This window comes from Pantoea sp. GM01, from assembly GCF_000282675.1.
GTDB lineage: Bacteria > Pseudomonadota > Gammaproteobacteria > Enterobacterales > Enterobacteriaceae > Pantoea > Pantoea nemavictus.
The window spans coordinates 31,235-55,859 of sequence record NZ_AKIU01000046.1; the positions used below are offsets into that span (position 1 = coordinate 31,235).

Annotated in this window: 22 protein-coding genes and 4 tRNA genes; 22 read left to right on the top strand and 4 right to left on the bottom strand. The window is 54.7% G+C overall.

From position 1 onward, the window contains the following. Positions 1 to 95 precede the first annotated feature (95 nt). The 16 genes from wecA (at position 96) to PMI17_RS13640 (ending at position 13,474) form a co-directional block, all read left to right on the top strand. Positions 96 to 1,181 carry a UDP-N-acetylglucosamine--undecaprenyl-phosphate N-acetylglucosaminephosphotransferase gene (gene wecA / locus PMI17_RS13565; protein ID WP_009127802.1) on the top strand — a complete coding sequence of 362 codons (1,086 nt, stop codon included), beginning with the start codon at positions 96 to 98 and terminating at the stop codon, positions 1,179 to 1,181. A 21-nt stretch (positions 1,182 to 1,202) separates the two neighbouring features. After that, entirely contained in the window at positions 1,203 to 2,252 is a 1,050-nt protein-coding gene (gene wzzE, locus PMI17_RS13570) for an ECA polysaccharide chain length modulation protein (RefSeq protein WP_009127804.1), read from the top strand. A 10-nt stretch (positions 2,253 to 2,262) separates the two neighbouring features. Then, positions 2,263 to 3,387 (top strand): non-hydrolyzing UDP-N-acetylglucosamine 2-epimerase, encoded by a 1,125-nt coding sequence (gene wecB / locus PMI17_RS13575; RefSeq protein WP_009127806.1) that lies wholly within the window; start codon positions 2,263 to 2,265, stop codon positions 3,385 to 3,387. A gap of 2 nt (positions 3,388 to 3,389) precedes the next feature. After that, entirely contained in the window at positions 3,390 to 4,649 is a 1,260-nt protein-coding gene (gene wecC, locus PMI17_RS13580) for a UDP-N-acetyl-D-mannosamine dehydrogenase (protein WP_009127808.1), read from the top strand. Further along, complete coding sequence (gene rffG, locus PMI17_RS13585) at positions 4,646 to 5,722, top strand: dTDP-glucose 4,6-dehydratase (RefSeq protein ID WP_009127810.1); 1,077 nt, start codon at positions 4,646 to 4,648, stop codon at positions 5,720 to 5,722. The genes wecC and rffG overlap by 4 nt, the downstream gene beginning before the upstream one ends. Before the next feature lie 24 nt (positions 5,723 to 5,746). Then, the gene (rfbA, locus tag PMI17_RS13590) at positions 5,747 to 6,628 is read left to right on the top strand and encodes a glucose-1-phosphate thymidylyltransferase RfbA (RefSeq protein ID WP_009127814.1); all 882 of its coding nucleotides are present in this window, start codon (positions 5,747 to 5,749) and stop codon (positions 6,626 to 6,628) included. After that, positions 6,606 to 7,304, top strand: a complete 699-nt coding sequence (gene rffC / locus PMI17_RS13595; RefSeq protein ID WP_009127816.1) for a dTDP-4-amino-4,6-dideoxy-D-galactose acyltransferase — start codon at positions 6,606 to 6,608, stop codon at positions 7,302 to 7,304. The genes rfbA and rffC overlap by 23 nt, the downstream gene beginning before the upstream one ends. Further along, positions 7,301 to 8,431 (top strand): dTDP-4-amino-4,6-dideoxygalactose transaminase, encoded by a 1,131-nt coding sequence (gene rffA / locus PMI17_RS13600; RefSeq protein WP_009127819.1) that lies wholly within the window; start codon positions 7,301 to 7,303, stop codon positions 8,429 to 8,431. Before rffC ends, rffA begins: the two co-directional genes overlap by 4 nt. Further along, positions 8,431 to 9,684, top strand: coding sequence for a lipid III flippase WzxE (gene wzxE, locus PMI17_RS13605; protein WP_009127821.1), 1,254 nt, complete (start codon positions 8,431 to 8,433; stop codon positions 9,682 to 9,684). The genes rffA and wzxE overlap by 1 nt, the downstream gene beginning before the upstream one ends. Further along, complete coding sequence (locus tag PMI17_RS13610; RefSeq protein WP_009127823.1) at positions 9,681 to 10,745, top strand: TDP-N-acetylfucosamine:lipid II N-acetylfucosaminyltransferase; 1,065 nt, start codon at positions 9,681 to 9,683, stop codon at positions 10,743 to 10,745. The genes wzxE and PMI17_RS13610 overlap by 4 nt, the downstream gene beginning before the upstream one ends. Before the next feature lie 2 nt (positions 10,746 to 10,747). Continuing rightward, on the top strand, positions 10,748 to 12,091 hold the full coding sequence (wzyE, locus tag PMI17_RS13615) for an ECA oligosaccharide polymerase (RefSeq protein WP_009127825.1): 1,344 nt from the start codon (positions 10,748 to 10,750) through the stop codon (positions 12,089 to 12,091). A 28-nt stretch (positions 12,092 to 12,119) separates the two neighbouring features. Further along, positions 12,120 to 12,854, top strand: a complete 735-nt coding sequence (gene wecG / locus PMI17_RS13620) for a lipopolysaccharide N-acetylmannosaminouronosyltransferase (RefSeq protein ID WP_009127828.1) — start codon at positions 12,120 to 12,122, stop codon at positions 12,852 to 12,854. Between the two features lie 159 nt (positions 12,855 to 13,013). After that, positions 13,014 to 13,090, top strand: a tRNA-Arg gene (locus PMI17_RS13625). Between the two features lie 92 nt (positions 13,091 to 13,182). Then, positions 13,183 to 13,258, top strand: a tRNA-His gene (locus PMI17_RS13630). Between the two features lie 16 nt (positions 13,259 to 13,274). Beyond that, positions 13,275 to 13,361: transfer RNA gene (locus PMI17_RS13635), tRNA-Leu, on the top strand. A gap of 36 nt (positions 13,362 to 13,397) precedes the next feature. Further along, positions 13,398 to 13,474: transfer RNA gene (locus PMI17_RS13640), tRNA-Pro, on the top strand. A 577-nt stretch (positions 13,475 to 14,051) separates the two neighbouring features. Here the strand turns inward: PMI17_RS13640 and hemY are convergent. The 4 genes from hemY to hemC are packed head-to-tail and all read right to left on the bottom strand — an operon-like array spanning position 14,052 to position 18,083. Beyond that, positions 14,052 to 15,248, bottom strand: a complete 1,197-nt coding sequence (gene hemY / locus PMI17_RS13645) for a protoheme IX biogenesis protein HemY (protein ID WP_009127829.1) — start codon at positions 15,246 to 15,248, stop codon at positions 14,052 to 14,054. A 2-nt stretch (positions 15,249 to 15,250) separates the two neighbouring features. Then, positions 15,251 to 16,381 carry a uroporphyrinogen-III C-methyltransferase gene (gene hemX, locus PMI17_RS13650; protein ID WP_009127830.1) on the bottom strand — a complete coding sequence of 377 codons (1,131 nt, stop codon included), beginning with the start codon at positions 16,379 to 16,381 and terminating at the stop codon, positions 15,251 to 15,253. A 23-nt stretch (positions 16,382 to 16,404) separates the two neighbouring features. Continuing rightward, positions 16,405 to 17,145, bottom strand: a complete 741-nt coding sequence (gene hemD / locus PMI17_RS13655; protein ID WP_009127832.1) for a uroporphyrinogen-III synthase — start codon at positions 17,143 to 17,145, stop codon at positions 16,405 to 16,407. Continuing rightward, positions 17,142 to 18,083 (bottom strand): hydroxymethylbilane synthase, encoded by a 942-nt coding sequence (gene hemC, locus PMI17_RS13660; RefSeq protein ID WP_036621221.1) that lies wholly within the window; start codon positions 18,081 to 18,083, stop codon positions 17,142 to 17,144. The genes hemD and hemC overlap by 4 nt, the downstream gene beginning before the upstream one ends. A 317-nt stretch (positions 18,084 to 18,400) precedes the next feature. Between hemC and PMI17_RS13665 the strand changes: the two genes are divergently transcribed. The 6 genes from PMI17_RS13665 to yigB all read left to right on the top strand — a co-directional run bounded on the left by PMI17_RS13665 (position 18,401) and on the right by yigB (position 24,476). After that, positions 18,401 to 20,962: a class I adenylate cyclase gene (locus PMI17_RS13665; protein ID WP_036621210.1), complete on the top strand. Its 2,562-nt coding sequence runs from the start codon at positions 18,401 to 18,403 to the stop codon at positions 20,960 to 20,962. A 134-nt stretch (positions 20,963 to 21,096) separates the two neighbouring features. Beyond that, a complete protein-coding gene (locus PMI17_RS13670) occupies positions 21,097 to 21,300 on the top strand; it encodes a lipoprotein (protein ID WP_009127837.1) in 204 nt (67 codons plus the stop codon). Positions 21,301 to 21,329: 29 nt separating this feature from the next. Beyond that, positions 21,330 to 22,154: a diaminopimelate epimerase gene (gene dapF, locus PMI17_RS13675; protein ID WP_009127839.1), complete on the top strand. Its 825-nt coding sequence runs from the start codon at positions 21,330 to 21,332 to the stop codon at positions 22,152 to 22,154. Further along, positions 22,151 to 22,855, top strand: a complete 705-nt coding sequence (locus PMI17_RS13680) for a DUF484 domain-containing protein (protein ID WP_009127841.1) — start codon at positions 22,151 to 22,153, stop codon at positions 22,853 to 22,855. The genes dapF and PMI17_RS13680 overlap by 4 nt, the downstream gene beginning before the upstream one ends. Next, positions 22,852 to 23,760 (top strand): tyrosine recombinase XerC, encoded by a 909-nt coding sequence (xerC, locus tag PMI17_RS13685; RefSeq protein WP_009127843.1) that lies wholly within the window; start codon positions 22,852 to 22,854, stop codon positions 23,758 to 23,760. The genes PMI17_RS13680 and xerC overlap by 4 nt, the downstream gene beginning before the upstream one ends. Then, the gene (gene yigB, locus PMI17_RS13690; protein ID WP_009127845.1) at positions 23,760 to 24,476 is read left to right on the top strand and encodes a 5-amino-6-(5-phospho-D-ribitylamino)uracil phosphatase YigB; all 717 of its coding nucleotides are present in this window, start codon (positions 23,760 to 23,762) and stop codon (positions 24,474 to 24,476) included. Before xerC ends, yigB begins: the two co-directional genes overlap by 1 nt. Positions 24,477 to 24,625 lie beyond the last annotated feature (149 nt).

The window sequence follows — 24,625 nt, forward strand, 5'->3', positions numbered from 1 at the left end:
GCAAAATTCGGAATAGGGATGAACGGCAATAGCTGGCATTTTGCATATTGTTGTCCACGATTTTAGCTGAGAGCATTAACGTGAATTTACTCACTATGAGTACAGAGCTTGGCCTAACTTTTCTTTTCTCTTTAGCCTTTATCTTTATTGCTCGCAAAGTGGCGAAAAAGATTGGGTTGGTGGATAAGCCTAATTTAAGGAAAAGACATCAAGGTGTTATTCCATTAGTTGGCGGGATTTCTGTTTATGCAGGTGTCTGTTTTGCCTTTTTGATTACCAAATCATATATGCCAAATGGATTTCTCTACCTGATCTGCGCAGGAATTTTGGTGCTGGTGGGCGCTCTGGATGATCGTTTCGATATTAGCGTCAAGTTTCGCGCTTTTGTGCAGGCGGTTATTGCTGTTGTGATGATGTTTGGCGCCAAGCTGTATCTGCTGAGCCTCGGATTTATCGTTGGCCCAGTGGAATTTATCGTTGGCCCATTTGGGTACGTCCTCACGCTTTTTGCCGTCTGGGCCGCTATAAATGCATTCAACATGGTTGACGGCATCGACGGTTTACTCGGTGGATTATCATGCGTCACCTTTGGTGCCATGGGGATCATTCTTTATTTTGATGGAATGGTTAGTCTTGCGATGTGGTGCTTCGCCATGATTGCCGCCACCATTCCTTATATCCTGCTTAATCTGGGATTCCTGGGACGGCGTTACAAAGTCTTCATGGGGGATGCTGGCAGTACCATGATCGGTTTTACGATTATCTGGATATTGTTAGAGACGACCCAGGGACTGAGCCATCCAATTACCCCTGTCACCGCACTTTGGCTGATCGCGATACCTTTAATGGACATGATTGCGATCATGTACCGTCGTTTACGCAAAGGCATGAGCCCTTTTTCTGCAGATAGACAACACATTCATCATCTCATCATGCGAGCTGGATTTTCATCCCGACAAGCTTTTTTGCTGATTACTGTCGCTGCTGCATTGTTAGCCGGGATTGGCGTATTAGGTGAATATCTGGCGTTCATTCCTGAATGGGTGATGCTCGTCTTGTTCTTAATGGCATTTCTTCTTTATGGCTACTGCATTAAGCACGCCTGGCGTATGGCTCGTCGATTGCGTCGTATTAAACGTCGTTGGAACAAAGCCACTTCGGGTAAAAATTACTCCCGGTAAGCGCCCAAATAAGGATTTTTTATGAACTCTGCCATTGTGGAGAACGAACTGGATATGCGTGGCCTCGCTTGCACGCTGTGGCGTGGCAAGCGCTGGATTGTTGGCCTGGCCGTGCTGTTTGCACTGCTGGCATGGCTGGCTTCCATGTTGATGAAGCAGGCGTGGAGCACTACTGCGGTCACCGATCGTCCAACGGTGAATATGCTAGGTGATTTCTTTGTTCAGCAGCAATTCCTCAATAATCTGGATGTCCGCACCAATACGCTCAATCTCAGTTCACCCGCGCCGACCGTAATGGATGAGGTTTATCAAGAGTTCACCATGCAACTGGCATCATGGGATACGCGTCGGGATTTCTGGCAGCAGACTGAATACTTCAAAAGTCGTAAAAGCGGCAATGCGCACAATGATGCGGCGTTGCTCGATGACTTGATCACCAACATCCAGTTCACGGCGGCCGATCCGGCGCGCAATATCCTGGACAACATCAAGCTGGTTGCCGAAACCGCCGGTGATGCTAACAATCTGCTGCGTCAATATATTGCGTACGCCAGCGAGCGTGCGGCGCGTCATCTGAACGCGGAGCTGAAAGGTGCCTGGCAGGCACGCAGCGTGCAGCTGCAGTCGCAGGTTAATCGTCAGCAAGAAGTGGCGCAGGCGGTGTTTGCGCGTCAACGCCAGCGTATTGAGCAGGCATTGAAAGTGGCGAGCGAGCAGGGCATTAAAGAGAATCGCGCACCGGCAACGGGTGAATCATTACCAGATAGCGATCGTTTCCTGTTAGGGCAGCAAATGCTGCAGGCACAACTCGATACCCTACAAGCCAGCGGACCTGCTTACGATTTAAGCTATGATCAAAATAGAGCGATGCTGAGTACGCTGCAGACCGGACCGCGACTGGATAAACAATTCCAGACTTATCGCTATCTGCGCACGCCGGAAGAGCCGGTATCGCGCGACAGTCCGCGTCGTCTGTTTATGATGATCATGTGGGGCGTCATTGGCGCGCTGGTCGGTGCGGGAGTGGCGCTGGTGCGTCGTCCGCGTTTAACGTTACCAACGAGCCACTAAGAGAAGTCATGTGAAAGTTCTGACCGTATTTGGCACGCGTCCTGAAGCGATCAAAATGGCTCCGCTGGTGCAGGCGCTGGCGCAGGATGCTGCGTTCGAGTCGCGCTTGTGCGTCACCGCTCAACATCGTGAAATGCTCGATCAGGTGCTGCGTCTGTTTCAGCTGCAGCCCGATTATGATCTGAATATCATGCGCCCCGAGCAAGGGCTGACGGAGATCACCAGCCGCATTTTGCAGGGCATGAAAACCGTATTAGCTGATTTTCAGCCAGATGTGGTGTTAGTGCACGGTGACACCACCACCACGTTTGCTGCCAGCCTGGCGGCGTTTTATCACCAAATACCTGTTGGTCATGTAGAAGCGGGCCTGCGCACGGGTAATCTGCTGTCGCCGTGGCCAGAAGAGGCCAATCGTACGCTTACCGGACATCTGGCGAGCTACCACTTCACGCCGACGGAAAATTCGCGGCAGAACCTGTTACGCGAAAATCTGCCCGATGCGCGTATCTTCGTTACCGGCAACACGGTGATTGATGCGCTGCTGTGGGTACGCGATCGCGTGCTTGATGATGCCGATCTTAACGCTCGCCTTGCGGCGCGCTATCCGTTCCTCGACCAGGACAAAAAGCTGATTCTGGTCACCGGCCACCGCCGCGAAAGCTTTGGCGACGGATTCGAACGTATTTGCAGCGCGCTGGCGCAGATAGCGCGCCAACATCCAGAGGTGCAAATCGTTTATCCGGTACATCTCAACCCTAACGTCAGCGAGCCGGTAAACCGCATTCTGAGCGGCATTGATAATATCATCCTGATTGAACCGCAGGAGTATCTGCCGTTTGTCTGGCTGATGAACCGCTCATGGCTGATTCTTACTGATTCTGGCGGCATACAGGAAGAAGCGCCATCGCTCGGCAAGCCCGTGCTGGTGATGCGCGATACCACCGAGCGGCCAGAAGCCGTTGCAGCCGGCACGGTGAAGCTGGTGGGCACTAATATCAGTAAGATTGTCGCGGAAGTCAGCCTGCTATTACAGGATGATGAAGCCTGGCAGGCAATGAGCCGCGCGCACAACCCGTATGGCGATGGTCATGCCTGCGCGCGCATCTTGCAGGCCCTAAAACAACACAGAGTATAACCATGCGTTTTGAAACCATTTCCGTTATCGGACTGGGCTATATTGGGCTGCCAACGGCGGCCGTTTTTGCCTCACGGGGAAAAAAAGTCGTGGGCGTGGATATTAATAGCCGCGCTGTCGAAACCATTAATCGCGGCGATATCCATATCGTTGAACCTGAGCTGGGTGATGTGGTGCGCGACGCGGTGCGAGACGGATATCTGCGCGCCACTACGCAGGCAGAAGCCGCCGATGCTTTTCTGATTGCGGTACCCACGCCGTTTATCGGCGACCATCAACCGGATCTCAGTTATGTGCAGGCCGCCGCGTTGTCCATTGCGCCGGTATTAAAGGCGGGCGATCTGGTGATTCTCGAATCGACGTCGCCAGTCGGCGCAACTGAGCAAATGGCTGAGTGGCTGGCGGCGGCGCGTCCGGACCTGCGCTTTCCGCAGCACGGTGATGCATGCGACGTGTTTATCGCTTACTGTCCGGAGCGCGTATTGCCCGGCAAAGTGATGGTCGAACTGCTGGAAAACGATCGCGTGATTGGTGGTATGACGCCAGCCTGTTCCGCGCGGGCCAGTGAGCTGTACCGCATTTTCCTGCGCGGCGAATGCGTGGAAACCCATGCGCGCACCGCCGAGATGTGCAAACTGACAGAAAATAGCTTCCGCGATGTGAATATCGCGTTTGCCAATGAGCTGTCGCTGATTTGTGCAGAGCAAGGCATCAACGTGTGGGAGCTGATTGCGTTGGCGAATCGCCATCCACGCGTCAATATTCTGCAGCCTGGGCCGGGCGTGGGCGGTCACTGTATTGCCGTCGATCCCTGGTTTATCGTGGCGCAAAATCCCGAGCAGGCGCGACTGATTCGTACCGCGCGTGAAGTGAATGATGCCAAGCCCGGCTGGGTGCTGGATCAGGTAAAACAGGCGCTGGCGGAGTGCCTTACCGCCAGCGGCAAACGCGCCAGCGACGTCACCATTGCCTGCTTTGGGCTGGCCTTCAAACCGAATATTGATGATCTGCGCGAAAGTCCGGCGATGACGGTGGCTCATCTGATTGCCGAATGGCACAGCGGTCAAACCTGGGTGGTTGAACCGCACGTAACGGCCATCCCGCAGCGTCTGGCGCACGAAGCCACGTTAGTCGCAACCGAAGAGGCGCTGCAACAGGCGGATATTCTGGTGATGTTGGTCGATCACGCGCAGTTCCGCGCGGTTGATGCTACACAGATTGCGCAGCCGTGGATCGTCGATACTAAAGGTGTCTGGCGATGAATCAGTATTTGGTTACCGGTGGTGCAGGATTTATCGGTTCGGCGCTGGTACGTTTTCTGATTGAAAGCACTGACCATCGCGTTGTGGTGGTCGATAAGCTGAGTTACGCAGGCAATCTGGCCTCGCTGGCGCCGATACAGCAGGATGCGCGTTTCGCCTTCGAGCAGGTGGATATTTGCGATCGTGCCGAACTGGATCGCGTGATGACGCAGTACCAGCCGGATTGCATCATGCACCTGGCGGCGGAAAGTCATGTCGATCGTTCAATTGACGGCCCAATTGCCTTCGTCGAAACCAATATCGTTGGCACCTATCAACTGCTGGAAGCGGCGCGTCATTACTGGAATGGCATGGCGGATGAGCGCAAAAAAGGCTTTATTCTGCATCACATCTCTACCGACGAAGTGTTTGGCGACCTGCACGGCAGTGACGATTTCTTTACCGAAACGACGCCATATGCGCCAAGTAGCCCTTATTCAGCCACTAAGGCCAGCAGCGATCATCTGGTACGAGCCTGGCTGCGCACTTATGGTTTGCCGGTGATCATCACCAACTGCTCTAACAATTATGGTCCGTATCATTTCCCGGAGAAGTTGATCCCACTCACCATCATCCATGCGCTGGCCGGTAAACCGTTGCCGGTATATGGCAATGGCAGCCAGATTCGCGACTGGCTGTATGTGGAAGACCATGCGCGAGCGCTTTATCGCGTTGTCAGCAGCGGCAAAGTAGGTGAAACCTACAATATCGGCGGCCATAATGAGCGACGCAATCTTGAGGTGGTGGAAACGCTGTGTGATTTGCTGGATGAACTGGCCCCCCAGCAGCGAGCACCACATCTCGCTCGTTATCGTGACTTAATTACCTTTGTCAGCGATCGTCCCGGACACGACTTACGTTACGCCATCGACGCCAGCAAAATTGCACGTGAGCTGGGCTGGACGCCGCAGGAAACGTTTGAAAGTGGCATTCGCAAAACGGTGCAGTGGTACCTGGCGAATCCACAATGGTGGCAGGCGATTCTTAATGGCAGCTATCGCGGTGAGCGACTGGGCCTGGCCGCACCGCGCTAAACTATCCATTCAGAAGGAGCAGCGATGAAAGGCATCATTTTAGCCGGAGGTTCGGGTACGCGTTTGCATCCGATTACTCGCGCCATCTCGAAGCAGTTGTTGCCGGTATACGACAAGCCGATGATTTACTATCCGCTGTCTGTGCTGATGTTGGCCGGAATTCGCGAAGTTCTGATCATTACCACGCCGGAAGATCGCGCTCACTTTGAACGCTTGCTGGGCGATGGCAGCGAATTTGGCATCCAGCTGGCGTATGCCGAACAACCTAGCCCGGACGGGCTGGCGCAGGCATTTATCATTGGTGAATCCTTTATCGGTGACGACCCGTGCTGCCTGGTGCTGGGAGACAATCTTTATTTCGGTCAGGGCTTCAGCCCCAAACTGAAGAAGGTGGCCGCACGCAGCCGCGGCGCTACCGTGTTCGCATATCAGGTGATGGATCCCGAGCGTTTTGGCGTGGTGGAGTTTGATGATGACTTCAACGCGCTCTCAATTGAGGAAAAGCCGCAGCAGCCGAAATCACGCTGGGCGGTAACGGGCCTCTATTTTTACGATAATCGCGTGGTGGAGTTTGCTAAACAGGTTAAACCTTCCGCGCGGGGTGAGCTGGAAATTACCGCTATCAATCAGATGTACCTCGATCAGGGTGAGCTATCTGTTGAGCTATTGGGCCGTGGTTTTGCCTGGCTGGATACCGGAACACATGACAGCCTGATTGAGGCGAGCATGTTTGTGCAGACGGTTGAAAAACGCCAGGGGTTTAAAATTGCCTGCCTGGAAGAGATTGCATGGCGCAACGGCTGGCTAAGCGACGCACAGTTGCTGGCAGCAGCACAGGCGCTCACCAAAACCGGCTACGGCCAGTACCTGCTGGATGTTCATCATGCCCGTCCGCGTCAATATTAATCCCCTTACGTGGGAAAACGACTTCTTTGGTCAGAACAGCGCTCGTTTAACGCTGGATGGCGATCTGCCGCTGGCGGAAGCGCTTGAACAGCCGTATGCGCTGTGGCAAACCAAAGTGCCTGCTGAGCGTGTTGAGATGATCGATGCGTTGAGCCAACACGGCTTTCAGTTGGTTGAAGGTGAAGCCGACCTCGCCATCGGTATCAAACTTACCGAGCGGCAAACCGGGGTGCGCATCGCGCGGGAAGCACAAATCCCGGCATTACGTGATGCTGCTGCCCAAGCGTTTAGCCAAAGCCGCTTTCGCGCGCCGTGGTTTGATGCGGCTGACAGCGGGCGTTTCTATGCGCAGTGGATTGAGAACGCCGTGCGCGGCACCTTCGATAACCAATGCCTGGTAGCCTGCAATGAGCAGGGCGCGCTGCAGGGTTTCGTTTCAATGCGCGAAGTCGACGGCGATATGCGTATTGGTCTGCTAGCGGTATTGCCCGACGCGCAAGGCTGTGGCGTGGGCCAGCGTTTACTGCTCGCTGCCGCTGACTGGGGCCGCGTGCGCCAGCTTGCGCATCTGCGCGTAGCCACCCAGCTCAGCAATCTCGCGGCGATGCGCCTCTATTTACGCAGCGGTGCGCGGCTGGAAAGCACCGCTTACTGGTTCTACAGGAAAGCCACATGATCCCCTTTAATGCACCGCCGATTGTCGGCAGCGAAGTTGAATACATGCAGTCGGCGATGGCCAGCGGCAAACTGTGCGGTGACGGCGGCTTTACTCGTCGCTGTCAGCAGTGGATGGAGCAACATTTTGGCAGCAAAAAAGTGTTGCTGACGCCGTCGTGCACTGCGTCGCTGGAGATGGCCGCGCTGCTGATCGATTTGCAGCCCGGCGATGAAGTGATCATGCCGAGCTACACCTTCGTCTCCACCGCCAATGCCTTTGTGCTGCGCGGCGCGACCATTGTGTTTGTCGATGTGCGTCCCGATACGCTGAATATCGACGAAACCTTGATTGAAGCAGCGATCACGCCGAAAACCCGCGCTATCGTGCCGGTACATTACGCGGGCGTGGCCTGCGAAATGGACAGCATCATGGCGCTGGCAGCGAAGCATAAACTCTATGTGATCGAAGATGCCGCGCAGGGTGTGATGTCGCAGTACAAAGGACGCGCGCTCGGCACCATCGGTCATATTGGCTGCTTCAGCTTCCACGAAACCAAAAACTACACCGCGGGCGGTGAAGGCGGGGCGACGCTGATCAATGAGGCGCAGCTGATAGAGCGTGCTGAGATCATTCGTGAAAAGGGCACCAACCGCAGCCAGTTTTTCCGTGGTCAGGTGGATAAATATACCTGGCGCGATATCGGCTCCAGCTATTTGATGGCGGATCTGCAAGCGGCCTATTTGTGGGCGCAGCTGGAAGCGGCGGAGCAAATCAATCAGCAGCGCTTGCGGCTATGGCAGCGCTATTATGATGCGCTGCAACCGCTGGCAGCAGCCGGTCGTATTGAACTGCCGGTGGTGCCGGAGCATTGCCAACACAATGCGCACATGTTCTACATCAAACTGCGCGACAGCAACGATCGTCAGGCGCTGATCAACTGGATGAAAGAAGCGGAAATCCTCACGGTGTTTCACTACATCCCGCTGCACTCATCGCCGGCGGGTGAACGCTTTGGCCGCTTCCACGGTGAGGATGTGTTTACCACCGCTGAAAGTGAGCGCCTGCTGCGCCTGCCCTTGTTCTATAACCTCTCAGATAATAACCAGCGCACGGTGATCAGTTCGCTGTTGAGTTTCTTTGCCTGATGTCGTTAGCCAAAGCCTCAGTCTGGACCGCCTCCTCCACGCTGATAAAAATCGTTGCCGGCTTGTTGGTGGTGAAGCTGCTAGCGGTCAGTTTTGGACCGGAAGGTATCGGGCAGGCGGGTAACTTCCGCCAGTTAATCACCGTACTCGGCGTGCTGGCAGGCGCGGGTATCTTCAACGGCGTCACCACTCTGGTGGCGCAGCATCAGCAACAGCCGCAACAACTACGTGCGGTCACCGGCACGGCGTCGGCGATGGTGCTGGGCTTTTCTACGCTGTTGGCGCTGGTTTTTTTACTGGCGGCACGGCCCATTAGCGCGGCGCTATTTGGTCATGCTGAATACGAAAATGTGGTGCGCATTGTCGCCTTTCTCCAGCTCGGCATTGCCTGGGCTAACCTGACTCTGGCGCTGCTAAAAGGTTTTCGCGATGCGCGCGGTAATGCGCTGGCGCTTATCGCTGGAAGCCTGATTGGCGTGCTTGGTTATGTATTGTGCTGGTGGCTGGGCGGTTACGCCGGTGCGCTGGTTGGTTTGGCGCTGGTACCGGCGCTGGTTGTCTTTCCTGCCCTGATCATGCTGCGACGCCATCGCGATATATTACCGCTGAGCTGGCTTAAGCCCACATGGCAGCCCGAGCTGGCGCGTAATTTGGCGAAGTTTACGCTGATGGCGCTGATTACCTCATTCACCTTGCCGGTAGCGTGGGTGATGATGCGAAATTTGCTGGCAGAACAGCAAGGTTGGGCGCAGGTCGGCTTATGGCAGGGCGTCACCAGCATCTCCGATGCCTATTTGCAGTTTATCACCGCCACCTTTAGCGTCTGGTTGCTGCCTACGCTGGCGCGTCTGGAAACTAAGCCGCAGATAGCGCGTGAAATTGGTCGTGCGCTGCGCTTTGTTTTGCCAGCCGTCGCCGCTGCCAGTTTCTGCGTGTGGCTGCTACGCGATGTGGCTATCTGGCTGCTGTTTTCGCCGCAGTTCAGCGCCATGCGTGACCTTTTTGTCTGGCAGTTGTGTGGTGACGTCTTTAAAGTCGGCGCCTATGTTTTCGGATATCTGGTGATCGCCAAAGCGTCGCTGCGCTTTTATATTCTGACTGAAATTAGCCAGTTTGCGCTGCTAACAGGCTTCTCCCATTGGCTGATCCCGCTGCACGGTACCGCTGGAGCCGCGCAGGCTTATATGGCCACCTACATACTCTATTTCGCCCTTTGCTGTGGCACCTTCTTGATTTATTGCCGGAAAAAATGACTTTATTTCACGTGTTGGGATCGGATATCCCGCATCACAATCATACGGTGCTGCGTTTCTTTAATGACGTGATGAGCGCCGAGATGCCTGGCGATACGCCGCGTCAATTTATGGTGGTTGCCAGCGCGCCAGAAACGCTGCATGCCTATTCGTCACTGCAGATTGAAACCTTCACCAGTAAGCGTGCATTGGCGCAGGCGGTGGTGGCGCGCGCAGCCGATCGTTCGCAGCGCTTCTTCTTTCATGGCCAGTTCAATCCGGGCATTTGGCTGGCGTTACTGAGCGGCAAACTGCGCCGTCAGCAGGCGTTCTGGCATGTGTGGGGTGCGGATCTCTATGAAGAAGGACGCGGGCTCAAGTATCAGCTGTTTTATCTGCTGCGCCGCCTGGCACAGGGGCGCCTGGCGCAAGTATTTGCTACGCGAGGTGATTTGCACCATTACCAACAACGTCATCCGCGCGTTCCGGCTTCACTGCTCTATTTCCCGACGCGCATGCCAGATATGGCAATCCCCGCGTCGCTGGAAACCTATGATTTCACCATCCTGCTTGGTAACTCTGGCGATCGCAGTAATCACCACATTGCCGGTCTGGAGGCGATTCGTGCGCAGTTTGGCGAACGGGTAAAAATTGTGGTGCCGCTCGGCTATCCGGAAAATAATCATAGCTACATTGATGAAATTTCTGCGGCCGCACAGCGCTTGTTTCCGGTGGGGCAGGTCACTTTGCTGCGCGACAAGATCGACTTTGATGCCTATCTGACATTGCTTAGCCGCTGCCAGCTCGGCTATTTTATGTTCGAACGTCAGCAAGGCATTGGCACACTTTGTCTGCTGATTCAGGCTGATATTCCCTTCGTGCTGAACCGCAAAAATCCGTTCTGGCGCGATCTCAGTGAACAAGGCTTGCCGGTATTGTTTAGTGAAGATGCGCTGGATGCGGCCAGTATCGCTGAAGCACAGCGGCAACTGAAGCAGTGTGATAAATCATCGATTGCCTTCTTTGCCCCGGGTTATCTGGCAGGCTGGCGCGATGCGTTAACCCTGAGTGAAAGGAAATGAACATGAGCCTGATGCAGTTTAGTGGTCTGCTGGTGGTTTATCTGTTTTCGCTGGGTTTCATTCTGACTTTAACCTGGCGAGAATTTAAACGGGTGCGCTTCAATTTCCACCTGTTCTTTACCATTCTCTTTTTACTGACCTTCTATTTTGGCTTCCCGCTGACCAGCGTGCTGGTGTTCCGCTTTAACGTCGCGGTGGTGCCAGCGGAATATCTGCTGCAGGCGCTGCTGGCCGCCACCAGTTTTTATGCCATCTATTACGTCAGCTACAAGGTGCGGCTGCGGCCGGCTAATGCGCCAGCGCGCAAACCCTGGCTGGAAATGAACCGGGTCGAAACCCATCTAACCTGCCTGCTGCTGGCGCTGGTGGCCATTGGCACCGTAACCGTGTTCTTTATGCACAATGGCTTGCTGTTGTTCAGGCTGTCGGCGTACAACCAGATTTTCTCCAGTGAAGTGTCCGGCGTGGCGCTCAAGCGCTTCTTCTATTTCTTTATTCCGGCGATGTTGATTCGTTACTTCCTCAAGCCAACGCAGCGCCAGTGGCTGTGGTTTTTGCTGGTATCGGTCGCATTTGGATTACTGACCTACGCGCTGGTGGGCGGCACGCGCGCCAATATTATTATCGCTTTTGCGCTGTTCCTGTTTATCGGTATTACGCGTGGCTGGATCACCTTGTGGATGCTGGTCGGCGCCGGCGTGATGGCGATTGGCGGCATGTTTTGGCTGGCGTTGCGTCGCTACAACCTTGATGTGGTGGGTGATGAGGCGTTTTACACTTTCCTTTATCTGACGCGCGATACCTTCTCGCCTTGGGAAAATCTGGCACTGTTACTGCAAAACTACGACAAAATCGATTTTCAAGGATTGGCGCCGATTTGGCGTGATTTCTACGTGTTCATTCCCAGCTGGATGTGGCCAGGGCGTCCATCAATGATTTTGAACAGCGCCAATTACTTTACCTGGGAAGTGTTAAACAACCATTCTGGCTTAGCTATTTCACCTACGCTGCTTGGTTCGCTGCTGGTGATGGGGGGCGTGTGGTTTATCCCGATCGGCGCGGTTGCCGTGGGCCTGCTCATGAAGGGCTTTGATAACCTTTATCTGTATGGTCGCGATACCAGTAACCGATATAGCGGGGCGATTTTGCAGAGTTTTTGCTTCGGCGCGGTATTTAACATGATCGTGTTGGCACGTGAAGGGCTGGATGCTTTTGGCTCGCGCGTGGTGTTCTTTTGTCTGATTTTTGCTGCCTGCATGTGGGTGGCTAAATTGTTGTACTGGCTGTTGGCGCGCGCGGGGCTAATTCGTCCGCGCAGCGAGCCGGTTTTACACAGCCCCTCTTAACTTCTGGGCACAACGGGAAATTCATACCATGGAAACCGATAAGCCGCGCTATAGCCTGCGCGGAGTCGATCTTCACGCCTTCAACGATATGGCGAGCTTTCTGCGCTTTCTTTTGCCTGATGGTAAGCCGCGCAGCGGCACATTGGTGGCGATAAATGCTGAGAAAATGCTGACGCTGGAAGAGGATGCGCAATTACGCTCGTTGATTGCTGAGGCAGAATTCAAATATCCGGACGGCATCAGCATCGTCCGCTCGCTGCGCAAAAAATATCCCCAACTGCAGGTCAATCGCATCGCGGGCGCGGATCTTTGGGAAGCGCTGATGGAGCATGCTGGACGCAGCGGCATTCCAGTCTTTCTGATTGGTGGACGTCAGGCAGTGTTGCAGGAAACCTGCGACAAGCTGCGTCGGCAGTGGAATGTGAATATCGTTGGCAGTCAGGATGGTTACTTTGCCCCTGAAGATCGTGAGGCGCTGATTGCCCGTATTGCGGCAAGCGGCGCGCAGATTGTTACGGTCGCGCAGGGTTCGCCGCGTCAGGAGTTGCTGATGCGTGATTGCCGCGCACATTGGCCGCATGCGCTCTATATGGGCGTGGGCGGCACTTATGATGTTTTCACTGGGCACGTTCAGCGCGCGCCAATCTGGTGGCAAAAATCCGGGTTGGAATGGCTTTATCGTCTCATTCGTCAACCTTCACGCTGGCGTCGCCAATTAAAGCTGCTGAAATATTTACGCTACCATTGGCGCGGCGATCTCTGAAATTGCTGATTTTTCCAGCAGAATTGACAGGGTAAGCGCCTCAAACTGCAGTAATTATCGATGGAATGCACAAAGCGTAATCAAACGCGTTTTTTTTATAAAAAAGGGCTGGACAGCATGAGGTCAAGCCCGTAGTATGCCCATCCGCAACGGCGCTACGCGCCCGTAGCTCAGCTGGATAGAGCGCTGCCCTCCGGAGGCAGAGGTCTCAGGTTCGAATCCTGTCGGGCGCGCCATTTAGTTTGTGCGCAAGAGCTTCGGTGGTTGGTTTAACCGCGTTATGCAGTGAATTTACGTAAGCGTGATACGTTTACGCACCAGATTTATGGTGGCTATAGCTCAGTTGGTAGAGCCCTGGATTGTGATTCCAGTTGTCGTGGGTTCGAGTCCCATTAGCCACCCCAGATTTTGCTCGGTCACGCGATGGTGGCGGAATTGGTAGACGCGCTAGCTTCAGGTGTTAGTGTTCTTACGGACGTGAGGGTTCAAGTCCCTCCCTTCGCACCAGGCAAAATTACGCAGTAGCGGTAAGAAGTAAAAAATCGGCGAGTAGCGCAGCTTGGTAGCGCAACTGGTTTGGGACCAGTGGGTCGGAGGTTCGAATCCTCTCTCGCCGACCATATTCGTAAAGCCTGCTTGAGAAAGCAGGCTTTTTTCGTTTCTGCCCGCCAAACGCGCCTTACTTCTTAATTAACACTCCCCGAACGTATCATTCTGCGCTTTGTCGCTATTAAGCAACATCTAACCCTTTGATTTTTAATAGCATGACAATTCCTTGCATTGCTTGTCGCTCTGCAGAGACAGCTTTTAACGCTTTCGTCGTGATTTGCCGACAGTTATGTGTACACCATCGGTTTATCTTACTGATATAAAATAACTTATTATGTAATCTGCAGTTTTGGCACAGCTTGTGCAATACTATTCCTGTAGATGCTCATTCCACCTCTTATGTTTGCTGATGCTACATAAACCTGGGAATGATGCAGAGCCCCTTACGGCATCCGTTGTCCAGCCTGGCAGTATTTGCGCACGCTTTACTGCAGTAAGAAGGACATTACGTTGAGTCGGATGCCATCAGTTGTCTTAATGACCTGATCTTACACCTGCTTATGGCAGGTGTTTTTTTATCTGCAATTTGCCACAGGCGAAAAAAAAGCCGGGACAAGCCCGGCGTGCACAAAAGTAACAATCGTATAATCAGGTGCTGGGATTGGTCTTCAGCGTGAGTAACAAGCCTTCCCGACGCATTTTCGCGGCGTCTTCCGGGCGATGCAGACGATCGTAAACATCCGCCAGCCAGGCATAATCAAAGGCATCCGGTCGCTGCGCTAACGCTTGCTGGAATGCCTCTGCCGCCTGCTGCCATTCACCATGACGCATCAGCATCTGACCCAGCGTACTGTGCAACAGTGGCGTAGCGCCGTGCTGTTTAATCTGCTGGCGCAGTGCTTTCTCTAGCGATTGCGGATCGCCGCTTTTAATACGCGGCATCAGCAGCACCAGACGATCGTCATACTGGCGTTTCAGGCCGTCCAGCACGATGCTTTGCGCCGTATCCGGGTCGTCACACTCAATCAGATGTTCCGCCATCGCCACTTGCAGTGCGGTTTCCTGACGCGTTTTACGACTCTGGTTCTGCCACCACTTTTTCAAGCCGTCGCTACCCTGATCGGCCATCGCCTGATTCATCAGGCCCAGCCAGGCTTGCTGCTGCAATGCGTCGCGCTGTGCTTCATCGTTGATTTGCACTTTTTGCATTGCAGGCAAGATATCGAGCAGTGCACCCCACGCGCCGGTACGTACATAGGCTTGTTCTGCCAGACGAAGCACTTCCGGATGGCGAGGCGCCACTTCCAGCAGGCGGTCAACGCCGTGACGAGCAGCATGATCTTCATTACGCGCCAACTGCAGACGCACGCGGGTGATTTCAACCGGAATGGTGTCGTTCACCGACAACTCGGCGGCACGCTCCAGATGCTGGTTAGCGCGAATTTCATCGCCACGTTGCTGTGCCGCTTCCGCAGCCAGCAAGTAGTTAGCGACCGGCTGATCGGCGTGATCGGCATTTTTCGACAGCAGTTTTTCTGCCTGCTTGAAATCGCCCTCTGCTAGCTTCATCAGCGCGCTTTGCGTGTGACGCTGCGCGCTACGACGCTTGCGGCCCGTAAACCATCCGCGCGTGCGTGCGCCAGTGCGGAACAGGCGACGCAGAATCCACTCGACTAACAAAATTACCAGCAGGCTGAGGATCAAGATAATCGCCAGTCCCGTCACACTGGTTTCGATGTTCCAGTTGTCGGTCTGAATCAGCACATAGCCTTGATGGCCAGCAACTATCGGCCCGATTACAATGCCCGCAATCAGCAGCAGGAAAAGCACCAATACTTTAAGCATGGTTAGCCTCCCTGTTGGTCAGCGGCAACCGATGGCTGAGCCAGCAAATTACGCACACGGGTTTGCATCAGTTTTTCCAGCAGCGGCTGACTTTCCAGCGTGTCCGGCACATCCATCGAAATGCTTTGCTGGCTCAGTTCATCTAACTGAGCGAGGAAGGCTTTGGTGGCGGCATCATTGGTGTCGTACCAGGCGCGTACCCAGGTTGAGACGGCATCAATAGACTGTTTATAAATTTCGTCCTGATGACGCGGTACAGCCTGAGCAGCAATGAGCAGACGCGAACGGATATTTTCACGCAGATAAACGTCCTGATTGGGTGCCAGCAGCGGCTGCGCGGTGTTATCGCGACGACGGATGGTGATGAAATCATCCATAAAGTTATGCCAGCTTTTCACCAGGTTTTGTCGCCACTCGTGCAGTGAGCTAGAGAGCTCACCGCCATCGGCATCCATCGGTGAATCATCGCTGTCGTTATCGGCCAGGCGCAGATTATCAACGCCGTTCGACAGCTGATTGAGCTTGAGAATAGTGCCGTCATAATCAACCTGGCTGACTGCGGAGAGCGAGCTGATATCCTGCGTCAATGCACGACGCACGTTCATCACGCTTGGATCGTTCATATCCGCCAAACTGGTATCGGCACTTTTCAGTAACGCTGCTGCGGTAGTGACATCCTGATCGCTCCACAGTTTGCGGCCCGCCAGTTTGACGAGGTAATCCGCCTGAGCCAGCAGCCAGGTGCGGGTATCGTTACCCGAAATGGTGGCGACTTTATCACGCAGGGTTTCCAGCTCTTTAGCGCTGTTGTCCTGCTGCGTGCGCGTCTCTTGTAAGGCGCTGTTAGCGCTCTCAAGTTGTTGCGTCAGCTGCTGTTTATCGCTGCCTAGTTGCTGCTGCAAGGCGCTCAGCTGCTCAGTCAGATTCTGATTAGTTTGAGCCTGTAAATCGGCCTGGTGTTTCCCATTGAGGTAAAGTCCCGCCCCAATCGCCAGCGCAATGACAATCGCCACTGCACTCAGCACCTTGCCATCGCTCTTTTTATCGCGAGGAGGCTTGGTTGCTGGAGAGGGAGAATTGTCCGCTGGGGTGGTTTCTTCAACCATGGCGGAGGAGGCTTTTTGTTCCGTCATTATGGCTCATCCCATTGTTAAGTTCAGCGTAACGCGCGCAGCAGCGCATCGTTATCGGCACCATCGGCTACATCAATGTCCTGCCAGCCTAATTCAGCGGCTTGCGTAGCCAAACGTTCACTGACGACTACAAGCCGACAGTGCAGTAACCATTCCCGTCGATCAATCGGCGGAAACAGAGAAAAGAGTTGTTGTAACATTTCACCGCTAGTGACCACCAGCGTTGTAATCCCGCGATCGCGCCAGCGGCGGCCTTCAATCGCGCCGTTATAGTGTTTTTCACAGCGCTGATAACACTCGCAATACTGCACTTCAGCACCGCGTTCAATCAGCGTTTCTGCCAGTAATTCGCGGCCTGGGCTGCCCCGCAGAATTAATGCGCGTTTGCCGTTTACCTGCTGCAAGCGATTCAGACGCACCAGTTCTTCACTGGTCTCCCGCGCATGAGGATAGTCTACTTTCAGATTACTGACGGTGTGTAACGCCAAAGCGGTGCTGCGACCGATAGCATAATAGTTGAGTGCTTCGGGCCATGCTGTGGCGTGGTGCTGTAAAGCGGGTTGGGCGAAGGTCACGACTTGCTGCGATAGCAAAAATACCAGATCGCCCGGCTGCAGTGCGGCAAGTTGATGCGGCAGATGTTGAAGATCACGACCCGGCGTGAATTCAATGAGCGGAAAACTCCATGCCAGCTTCCCCAGGTTTCGCAAGCGCGAAACCAGTTCGGTAGCAGCCGGTTCCGGACGGGTCACGAGGATGGTCATGCGGGAGGTTGTCCCTGATAAACTTCACGCAAAATGTCGCGCGCGCCACCATCAAGCAGCTCTTCAGCTAACGAAATGCCCATTTGTTCGGCCTGATCGCGTGGACCACGACGCTCGCCTACCACCATCTGATTGCCGTCAGGTGAACCGACTAAACCGCGCAGCCATAACTGATCGTCTTCCAGTACCGCGAAGCTACCGATCGGCACCTGACAACCGCCTTCCAGCCGCGTGTTCATCGCGCGTTCAGCGCGCACGCACACGGCGGTATCATCGTGATTCAGCGCCTGCAGCAGCGTAATCAATTGCGCATCATCAACGCGGCATTCGATGCCGACAGCGCCCTGGCCAACGGCAGGCAATGAGATCTCTGCGGGCATCGCCTGGCGGATGCGATCTTCCAGGCCTAAACGCTTCAGTCCTGCCGCAGCAAGAATGATGGCGTCGTATTCCCCAGCATCAAGTTTACCGAGACGGGTTCCAACGTTGCCGCGCAGCGAACGGATGACTAAATCTGGACGACGCGCGCTAATCTGGCACTGGCGACGCAGGCTGGAGGTACCGACCACCGCGCCCTGCGGCAGTTCATCAATGCTGTGGTAACGATTAGAGACAAAAGCATCGCGTGGATCTTCACGCTCGCAAATGGTCACCAGACCGAGCCCTTGCGGAAAATCGACCGGCACATCCTTCATTGAGTGCACGGCAAGATCGGCACGGTCTTCCAGCATTGCCAACTCAAGCTCTTTGACAAAAAGCCCTTTGCCGCCCACTTTGGCCAGCGGCGTATCAAGGATGACATCACCTTTCGTGACCATCGGCAGCAGCTCTACCTGTAGCCCCGGATGGGCGGCCATCAGGCGCTGTTGGACATATTGTGCCTGCCACAGAGCGAGAGGACTTTGTCTGGTAGCAATTCTGAAAATTTTGTTTAACATGCTGTTAACCATTTTGATCGTTCATCGAATATCCTATCATTGATAGGGGAATGCTGTCAGTTTCAACGGATTGAAAAGGCCGCGATGTCAGACTCAGCCTGAAATAATCAGGATCTCAGTCTGAAGTCGAAGTCTGAAAAAAGCAGGGCTACGTTCGGAACATGCTAAACTGTTAAGTAGCGCAACTTTCTTTACGGTCAATCCTCCAGGTGTTAGATTGATCACGTTTCCAGCAATAATTTGCCCAATATCTTTATTATTAAGCGGCAGATTGCGGAAACAGGGTGCTTAACACTGGGACAATCAGGCGAAACGTCTTGTACCTCTACATTGAGACACTGAAACAGAGACTGGATGCGATTAACCAGCTGCGCGTCGATCGCGCACTGGCTGCTATGGGGCCTGCTTTCCAGCAAGTCTACAGTCTGCTGCCAACATTTTTGCACTACCATCATCCGCTGATGCCGGGCTACCTCGAAGGTAGCGTTCCGCATGGCGTTTGCCTCTTCACGCCCGATGAAAATCAACAGCAGCTGCTGCAGAGCTTAACAAGCGGTCAGCCGCTCGATCTTAGCAATGCCGTTGCTGGCGAACGCCCAATTACCGGTATTTACTCCATGGGCAGTACCTCGTCCGTTGGGCAAAACAGCATCTCCGATCTCGACATCTGGGTGTGCCATCAATCCTGGCTGGATAATGAAGAGCGCCTCAATCTGCAGCGCAAGTGTACGCTTCTGCAGAAATGGTGTGTGTCGATGGGTGTGGAAGTCAGCTTCTTCCTGATTGACGAGAACCGTTTCCGCCACAATGAAAGCGGCAGCCTCGGCGGTGAAGATTGCGGCTCGACCCAACATATTCTGCTGCTGGATGAGTTTTACCGTACCGCCGTGCGTATGGCGGGTAAACGCATCCTGTGGAACATGGTGCCTGGCGAAGAAGAGCACCATTACGACGATTACGTCATGTCACTCTATTCCCAGGGCGTGTTGACGCCAAATGAGTGGCTCGACCTCGGTGGCCTTGGCACGCTGTCGGCGGAGGAGTACTTCGGCGCCAGTTTGTGGCAGCTGTATAAAAGTATCGATTCTCCGTACAAAGCGGTGCTGAAAACCCTGCTGCTGGAAGCCTACAGCTGGGAATATCCCAATACGCAGCTCCTGTCGATGGATATCAAGCAGCGCCTGCATGATGGCGAAATTGTCTGCTTCGGACTCGATCCCTACTGCATGATGCTGGAACGCGTGACGCGCTATCTCACCAGCGTTGATGACATGGCGCGCCTCGATTTAGTGCGTCGATGTTTCTACTTAAAAGTGTGTGAAAAGCTCTCCAGCGAAGATCACCATCATCAGCGTACTGGCTGGCGTCGCGAGATTCTTTCGCAGCTGGTGAAAGAGTGGGGCTGGGATGAAGAGAAGCTGGCGGTACTGGATAACCGATCGCAGTGGAAAATTGAACGGGTACGCGAAGCGCACAATGAGCTGCTGGATGCGATGATGCAGAGTTATCGCAACCTGATCCGCTTTGCGCGTCGCAACAATTTAAGCGTCAGCGCCAGCCCGCAAGATATCGGCGTGCTGACGCGTAAACTGTATGCCGCGTTTGAGGCGCTGCCAGGTAAAGTCACGCTGGTTAACCCGCAGATTTCACCCGATCTCTCGGAAGAGAATCTCACCTTTATTCACGTCCCGGCGGGCCGCGCTAATCGCGCCGGCTGGTATCTGTACAACCAATCGCCGGACATGAGTTCAATCATCAGCCATCAGCCGCTGGAATATAACCGCTATCTGAACAAGCTGGTGGCGTGGGCGTGGTTTAACGGTTTGCTGACCAGCAAAACGCGCCTGCACATGAAAGGCAACGATCTGTGCGACCTACCGCGTCTGCAGGAACTGGTCAACGATGTATCGAGCCACTTCCCGTTGCGCGTACCGGCTCCAACGCCAAAAGCGCTGTATAGCCCGTGCGAAATACGTCATCTGGCGATTATCGTCAATCTGGAACATGATCCCACCTCGGCATTCCGCAATCAGGTGGTGCATTTTGATTTCCGTAAGCTGGATGTGTTCAGCTTCGGTCAGCAGCAGCAATGCCTGATTGGCAGTATCGATCTGCTGTATCGCAACTCATGGAATGAAGTGCGTACGCTGCACTTCAACGGCGAGCAGGCGATGATTGAAGCGCTGAAAACCATTCTCGGCAAAATGCATCAGGATGCTGCACCGCCGGATACGGTGGAAGTGTTCTGCTACAGCCAGCATCTGCGCGGGTTGATCCGTACGCGCGTGCAGCAGCTGGTTTCGGAGTGTATTGAGCTGCGTCTGTCGAGCACGCGTCAGGAACCGGGCCGCTTCAAAGCGTTGCGTATGGCGGGCCAAACCTGGGGCTTATTCTTCGAGCGCATGAGCGTGTCGGTGCAGAAGCTGGAAAACGCCGTCGAATTCTATGGCGCGATTTCCAATAACAAGCTGCACGGCTTGTCGATCAAAGTGGAGTCGAACCAAACGCCGCTGCCGCCGGTGGTTAACGGTTATGCCAGCGAAGGCATCATTCAGTTCTTCTTTGAAGACACCAATGACGATCGCGGCTTCAACATCTATATCCTCGATGAAACCAACCGCGTTGAGGTTTATCACCATTGCGAAGGCAGTAAAGAAGAGCTGGTACGTGATGTGAGTCGTTTCTACTCATCGTCACACGATCGCTTTACCTACGGCTCCAGCTTTATCAATTTCAACCTGCCGCAGTTCTACCAGATTGTGAATACGGGCGAGCGTTTCCAGGTGATTCCTTTCCGCAGCCAAACGCTGACGCAGCTCTGCGCCACGCAGCCCGATAACGACAACGGCGACTTCCAGCCGCGCTACCAAATGCATTGATCCTGCCCGCGTTCGCGCGGCGGGATGCGCTGTAACTCTGACCTGCTGCTGGATTTGCGGCTATTTCCTGTTGCTTTTACATCGTCAACTGCGATGATAAGCAACCATGGCTTAAGGACAGAAGAGCAGACAGAATGATACGAGTGATAAGTCAGCTGGGTATGGCGCTGGCACTGGTCAGCCTGGTAGGCTGTGGCCTAAAAGGACCGCTATATTTCCCGCCGAAAGATCAGCCTAACAAGCCTAATCAGCAGGTCACCGAGCAGCAGCAGAAAGCCGCTCAGGATGCGGATGTCGGCGGTTTGGTCACCAGCCAGCCTGGTTCGCAGGCGAACTAAACTCTATGAGTAATCCGGCGGAGCAGAAAATGCAGTTCTCAAAAATGCACGGTCTCGGCAACGACTTTATGGTTGTGGATGCTGTGACACAAAACGTCTTTTTTTCGCCGGAACTGATTCGCCGCCTGGCGGACAGAAATCTGGGGATCGGTTTTGATCAGCTGCTGATCGTCGAACCGCCTTACGATCCGGATCTCGATTTCCACTACCGCATTTTCAACGCCGATGGCAGCGAAGTCGCGCAGTGCGGCAATGGTGCGCGCTGTTTCGCACGTTTCGTGCGCCTGAAAGGATTGACCAACAAAAACGACATTCGCGTCAGTACCCAAACTGGCCGCATGGTGCTCAGCGTCACCAATGATGAGCTAGTGCGCGTCAATATGGGCCAGCCCAACTTCGAACCGCAAAGCGTACCGCTGCGGGCCAATAAAGCCGAGAACCTTTATTTGCAACGCGTTGCCGAGCAAACCGTAATGTTTGGCGCAGTCTCGATGGGCAATCCCCATTGCGTAATTCAGGTGGAAAGCGTGAAAACCGCGCCGGTTGAAACGCTGGGTCCAGAACTGGAAAGCCACGAGCGCTTCCCGGAGCGCGTAAATGTCGGTTTTATGGAAGTGGTTAATCGTGAGCATATCCGCCTGCGCGTGTACGAACGTGGCGCGGGTGAAACGCAGGCTTGCGGTAGCGGCGCGTGTGCGGCGGTTGCCTGCGGCGTTCAGCAGGGCATTTTGGCGGAGAATGTGCGCGTCGATCTTCCCGGCGGAACGCTGCATATCGCCTGGAAAGGGGAAGGGCAGCCGCTGTTTATGACCGGCCCAGCCACACACGTTTACGATGGGTTTATTCATCTATGAAAAATGTCGAAGAGCAAACCGCAAGTGAGGTTTTGCTGGACGATCAATCGGTAAGCGCATTTCTGCGTCAAAATCCCGATTTCTTTATTCGTAACGCGCGCCAGGTCGAACAGATGATGGTGCCGCATCCGGTACGCGGCAGCGTTTCGCTGGTGGAGTGGCATATGGCGCGTCAGCGCAACCACATCCAGCAGCTGGAAGAGGAGATCACGCTGCTGATGGAGCAGGCCACCGCCAACCATCAGCTGTTTGATCGCCTGCTGGCGTTGCAAGGCCATCTCGCCGCCGCTGACAGCCTGCAGGAGATGCTGACGCGTCTGCATCGCTGGGCGCGCGAACTCGGTTTGGCAGGTGCGCATGTGCGCCTGTTCAACGATAAATGGCACATCGGCGCACCCTCTGATTTCACCCAACTCGGCTTGTCTCGTCAGGCATTCGAACCGCTGCGTATTCAGCGCTTTGGCGATGAGCATCACTATCTTGGCAGTCTGAATGGCCCGGAATTGTTGCTGTTGTTACCGCAGGCTAAAGCGATTGGCTCGGTGGCGATGTCGTTGATGGGCGAGCGTGGCGAGCTGGGCATATTGATGTTCACCAGCCGCGATAATCAGCATTATCAGGCGGGCATGGGCACGCTGCTGCTGCAGCATCTGGCGCAAATGTTGCCGGATCTGCTGTCACGCTGGGTAGAGCGCGCATGAGTAGCGTCAGTCCGCTGCTGCCTGCTGTGGATGACTTTCTGCGATATCTGAAGGTCGAACGCCAGCTCAGCCCGCTGACGCAAAAGAATTACCAACGGCAACTGCAGGCGATTATGGCAATGGCCGATGAGATGAAACTGGCGAGTTGGGCGCAGCTGGAGCCGGCGCAGGTGCGCACACTGGCAGCGCGCAGCCGTCGCGGCGGTTTGGGCGCCAGCAGCCTGGCATTACGCATGTCGGCGCTGCGCAGTTTTCTTGACTGGCAAGTCCATCAGGGCATGCTGAGCGCCAATCCCGCCAAAGGGATTTCCACGCCGCGCAATGCGCGCCACCTGCCGAAAAACATGGATGTCGACGAAGTTAACCAACTGCTGGAGATCGACCTTAACGATCCGCTGGCGGTGCGCGACCGTGCGATGCTGGAAACCATGTACGGTGGCGGATTGCGTCTCTCCGAGCTGGTCAATATGGATTGCCGCCATATAGATTTGGAAGCGGGCGAAGTGCGGGTGCTGGGTAAAGGCAGCAAAGAGCGCCGCGTACCGATTGGCGGCACGGCGGTGACGTGGATTCAGCACTGGTTACCGCTGCGCGATAGCTTCGCGCCGCAGGACGATGCGGTGTTTGTCTCCAGCCGCGGCAGCCGGATTTCAACGCGCAACGTGCAGAAGCGCTTTGCCGAATGGGGCATTAAGCAGGGCGTTGCCAGCCATATTCATCCGCATAAACTGCGCCACTCTTTTGCCACGCATTTGCTGGAATCGAGCGGCGATCTGCGCGCGGTGCAGGAACTGCTCGGCCACGCTAACCTGGCGACCACGCAAATCTACACCCATCTGGATTTCCAGCATCTGGCGACGGTTTATGATGCGGCCCATCCGCGTGCCAAACGAGGAAAGTCTTAATGAAGTTTTATCGTCCGCTCGGCCCGATCAAGGCGATCACCTTTGATCTCGACGACACGCTGTATGACAACCATCCCGTCATCCGCAAAACCACTGCCGAATCGCATGCTGCACTGCAGGCTTATCACCCGGCGCTACGTGAATTCACGCCGGCGGATTATCAGGCGTTGCGTAATGAGTTGCTGGCGCGCGAGCCGGAAATTTATCACGACGTGTCCGAATGGCGCCGCCGCTCGGTCGAGCTGGCGCTGCTCAATGTCGGCTTATCCGCAGCAGAGGCTAGCGCCGGTGCCAGCGACGTGATGAGCGTATTCCATCAGTGGCGCAGCGAAGTCACGATGCCAGATGAGACGCACCAAACGCTGACGTGGCTGGGCGAGCGCGTACCGCTGGTGGCGATCACTAACGGCAATGCCTGCCCGGAAAAGCTCGGCATCGATCACTACTTCCAGTTCGCGCTGCGAGCCGGTCCGCACGGCCGCGCCAAGCCGTGGCAGGATATGTATCACCTTGCCGCTGAGCGTTTAAACATCGCGCCCGAGCACATTCTGCACGTTGGCGACGATCTCACCACCGATGTTGCCGGTTCGCTGCGTGCGGGCATGCAAGCCTGCTGGATCAATCTGCGTGAAGGCAATCTGATGAAAATTGGCGATGCGCGTCTGCTGCCGCACGTGGAAATTGATCGGTTGGCATCTTTAACCTCGCTGCTATAATCAACAGCTGTAAATACATCCAGTCGTATCCGTCATCATTCAACTTGACGCTGCGTTGGTTGCGCGTGCTCACCCCGGTCACTTACTTATGTAAGCTCCCGGGGATTCACACACTTGCCGCCTTGCGGCAAGCTGAATGATTTTGGATA

What these genes read in the sequence shown, in the direction of transcription:
- wecA (WP_009127802.1), top strand. Translation starts at nt 96, where the DNA reads ATGAGTACAGAGCTTGGCCTAACTTTTCTTTTCTCTTTAGCCTTTATC.
- wzzE (WP_009127804.1), top strand. Translation starts at nt 1,203, where the DNA reads ATGAACTCTGCCATTGTGGAGAACGAACTGGATATGCGTGGCCTCGCT.
- wecC (WP_009127808.1), top strand. Translation starts at nt 3,390, where the DNA reads ATGCGTTTTGAAACCATTTCCGTTATCGGACTGGGCTATATTGGGCTG.
- rffG (WP_009127810.1), top strand. Translation starts at nt 4,646, where the DNA reads ATGAATCAGTATTTGGTTACCGGTGGTGCAGGATTTATCGGTTCGGCG.
- rfbA (WP_009127814.1), top strand. Translation starts at nt 5,747, where the DNA reads ATGAAAGGCATCATTTTAGCCGGAGGTTCGGGTACGCGTTTGCATCCG.
- rffC (WP_009127816.1), top strand. Translation starts at nt 6,606, where the DNA reads ATGCCCGTCCGCGTCAATATTAATCCCCTTACGTGGGAAAACGACTTC.
- rffA (WP_009127819.1), top strand. Translation starts at nt 7,301, where the DNA reads ATGATCCCCTTTAATGCACCGCCGATTGTCGGCAGCGAAGTTGAATAC.
- wzxE (WP_009127821.1), top strand. Translation starts at nt 8,431, where the DNA reads ATGTCGTTAGCCAAAGCCTCAGTCTGGACCGCCTCCTCCACGCTGATA.
- PMI17_RS13610 (WP_009127823.1), top strand. Translation starts at nt 9,681, where the DNA reads ATGACTTTATTTCACGTGTTGGGATCGGATATCCCGCATCACAATCAT.
- wzyE (WP_009127825.1), top strand. Translation starts at nt 10,748, where the DNA reads ATGAGCCTGATGCAGTTTAGTGGTCTGCTGGTGGTTTATCTGTTTTCG.
- wecG (WP_009127828.1), top strand. Translation starts at nt 12,120, where the DNA reads ATGGAAACCGATAAGCCGCGCTATAGCCTGCGCGGAGTCGATCTTCAC.
- hemY (WP_009127829.1), bottom strand. Translation starts at nt 15,248, where the DNA reads ATGCTTAAAGTATTGGTGCTTTTCCTGCTGCTGATTGCGGGCATTGTA.
- hemX (WP_009127830.1), bottom strand. Translation starts at nt 16,381, where the DNA reads ATGACGGAACAAAAAGCCTCCTCCGCCATGGTTGAAGAAACCACCCCA.
- hemD (WP_009127832.1), bottom strand. Translation starts at nt 17,145, where the DNA reads ATGACCATCCTCGTGACCCGTCCGGAACCGGCTGCTACCGAACTGGTT.
- hemC (WP_036621221.1), bottom strand. Translation starts at nt 18,083, where the DNA reads ATGTTAAACAAAATTTTCAGAATTGCTACCAGACAAAGTCCTCTCGCT.
- PMI17_RS13670 (WP_009127837.1), top strand. Translation starts at nt 21,097, where the DNA reads ATGATACGAGTGATAAGTCAGCTGGGTATGGCGCTGGCACTGGTCAGC.
- dapF (WP_009127839.1), top strand. Translation starts at nt 21,330, where the DNA reads ATGCAGTTCTCAAAAATGCACGGTCTCGGCAACGACTTTATGGTTGTG.
- PMI17_RS13680 (WP_009127841.1), top strand. Translation starts at nt 22,151, where the DNA reads ATGAAAAATGTCGAAGAGCAAACCGCAAGTGAGGTTTTGCTGGACGAT.
- xerC (WP_009127843.1), top strand. Translation starts at nt 22,852, where the DNA reads ATGAGTAGCGTCAGTCCGCTGCTGCCTGCTGTGGATGACTTTCTGCGA.
- yigB (WP_009127845.1), top strand. Translation starts at nt 23,760, where the DNA reads ATGAAGTTTTATCGTCCGCTCGGCCCGATCAAGGCGATCACCTTTGAT.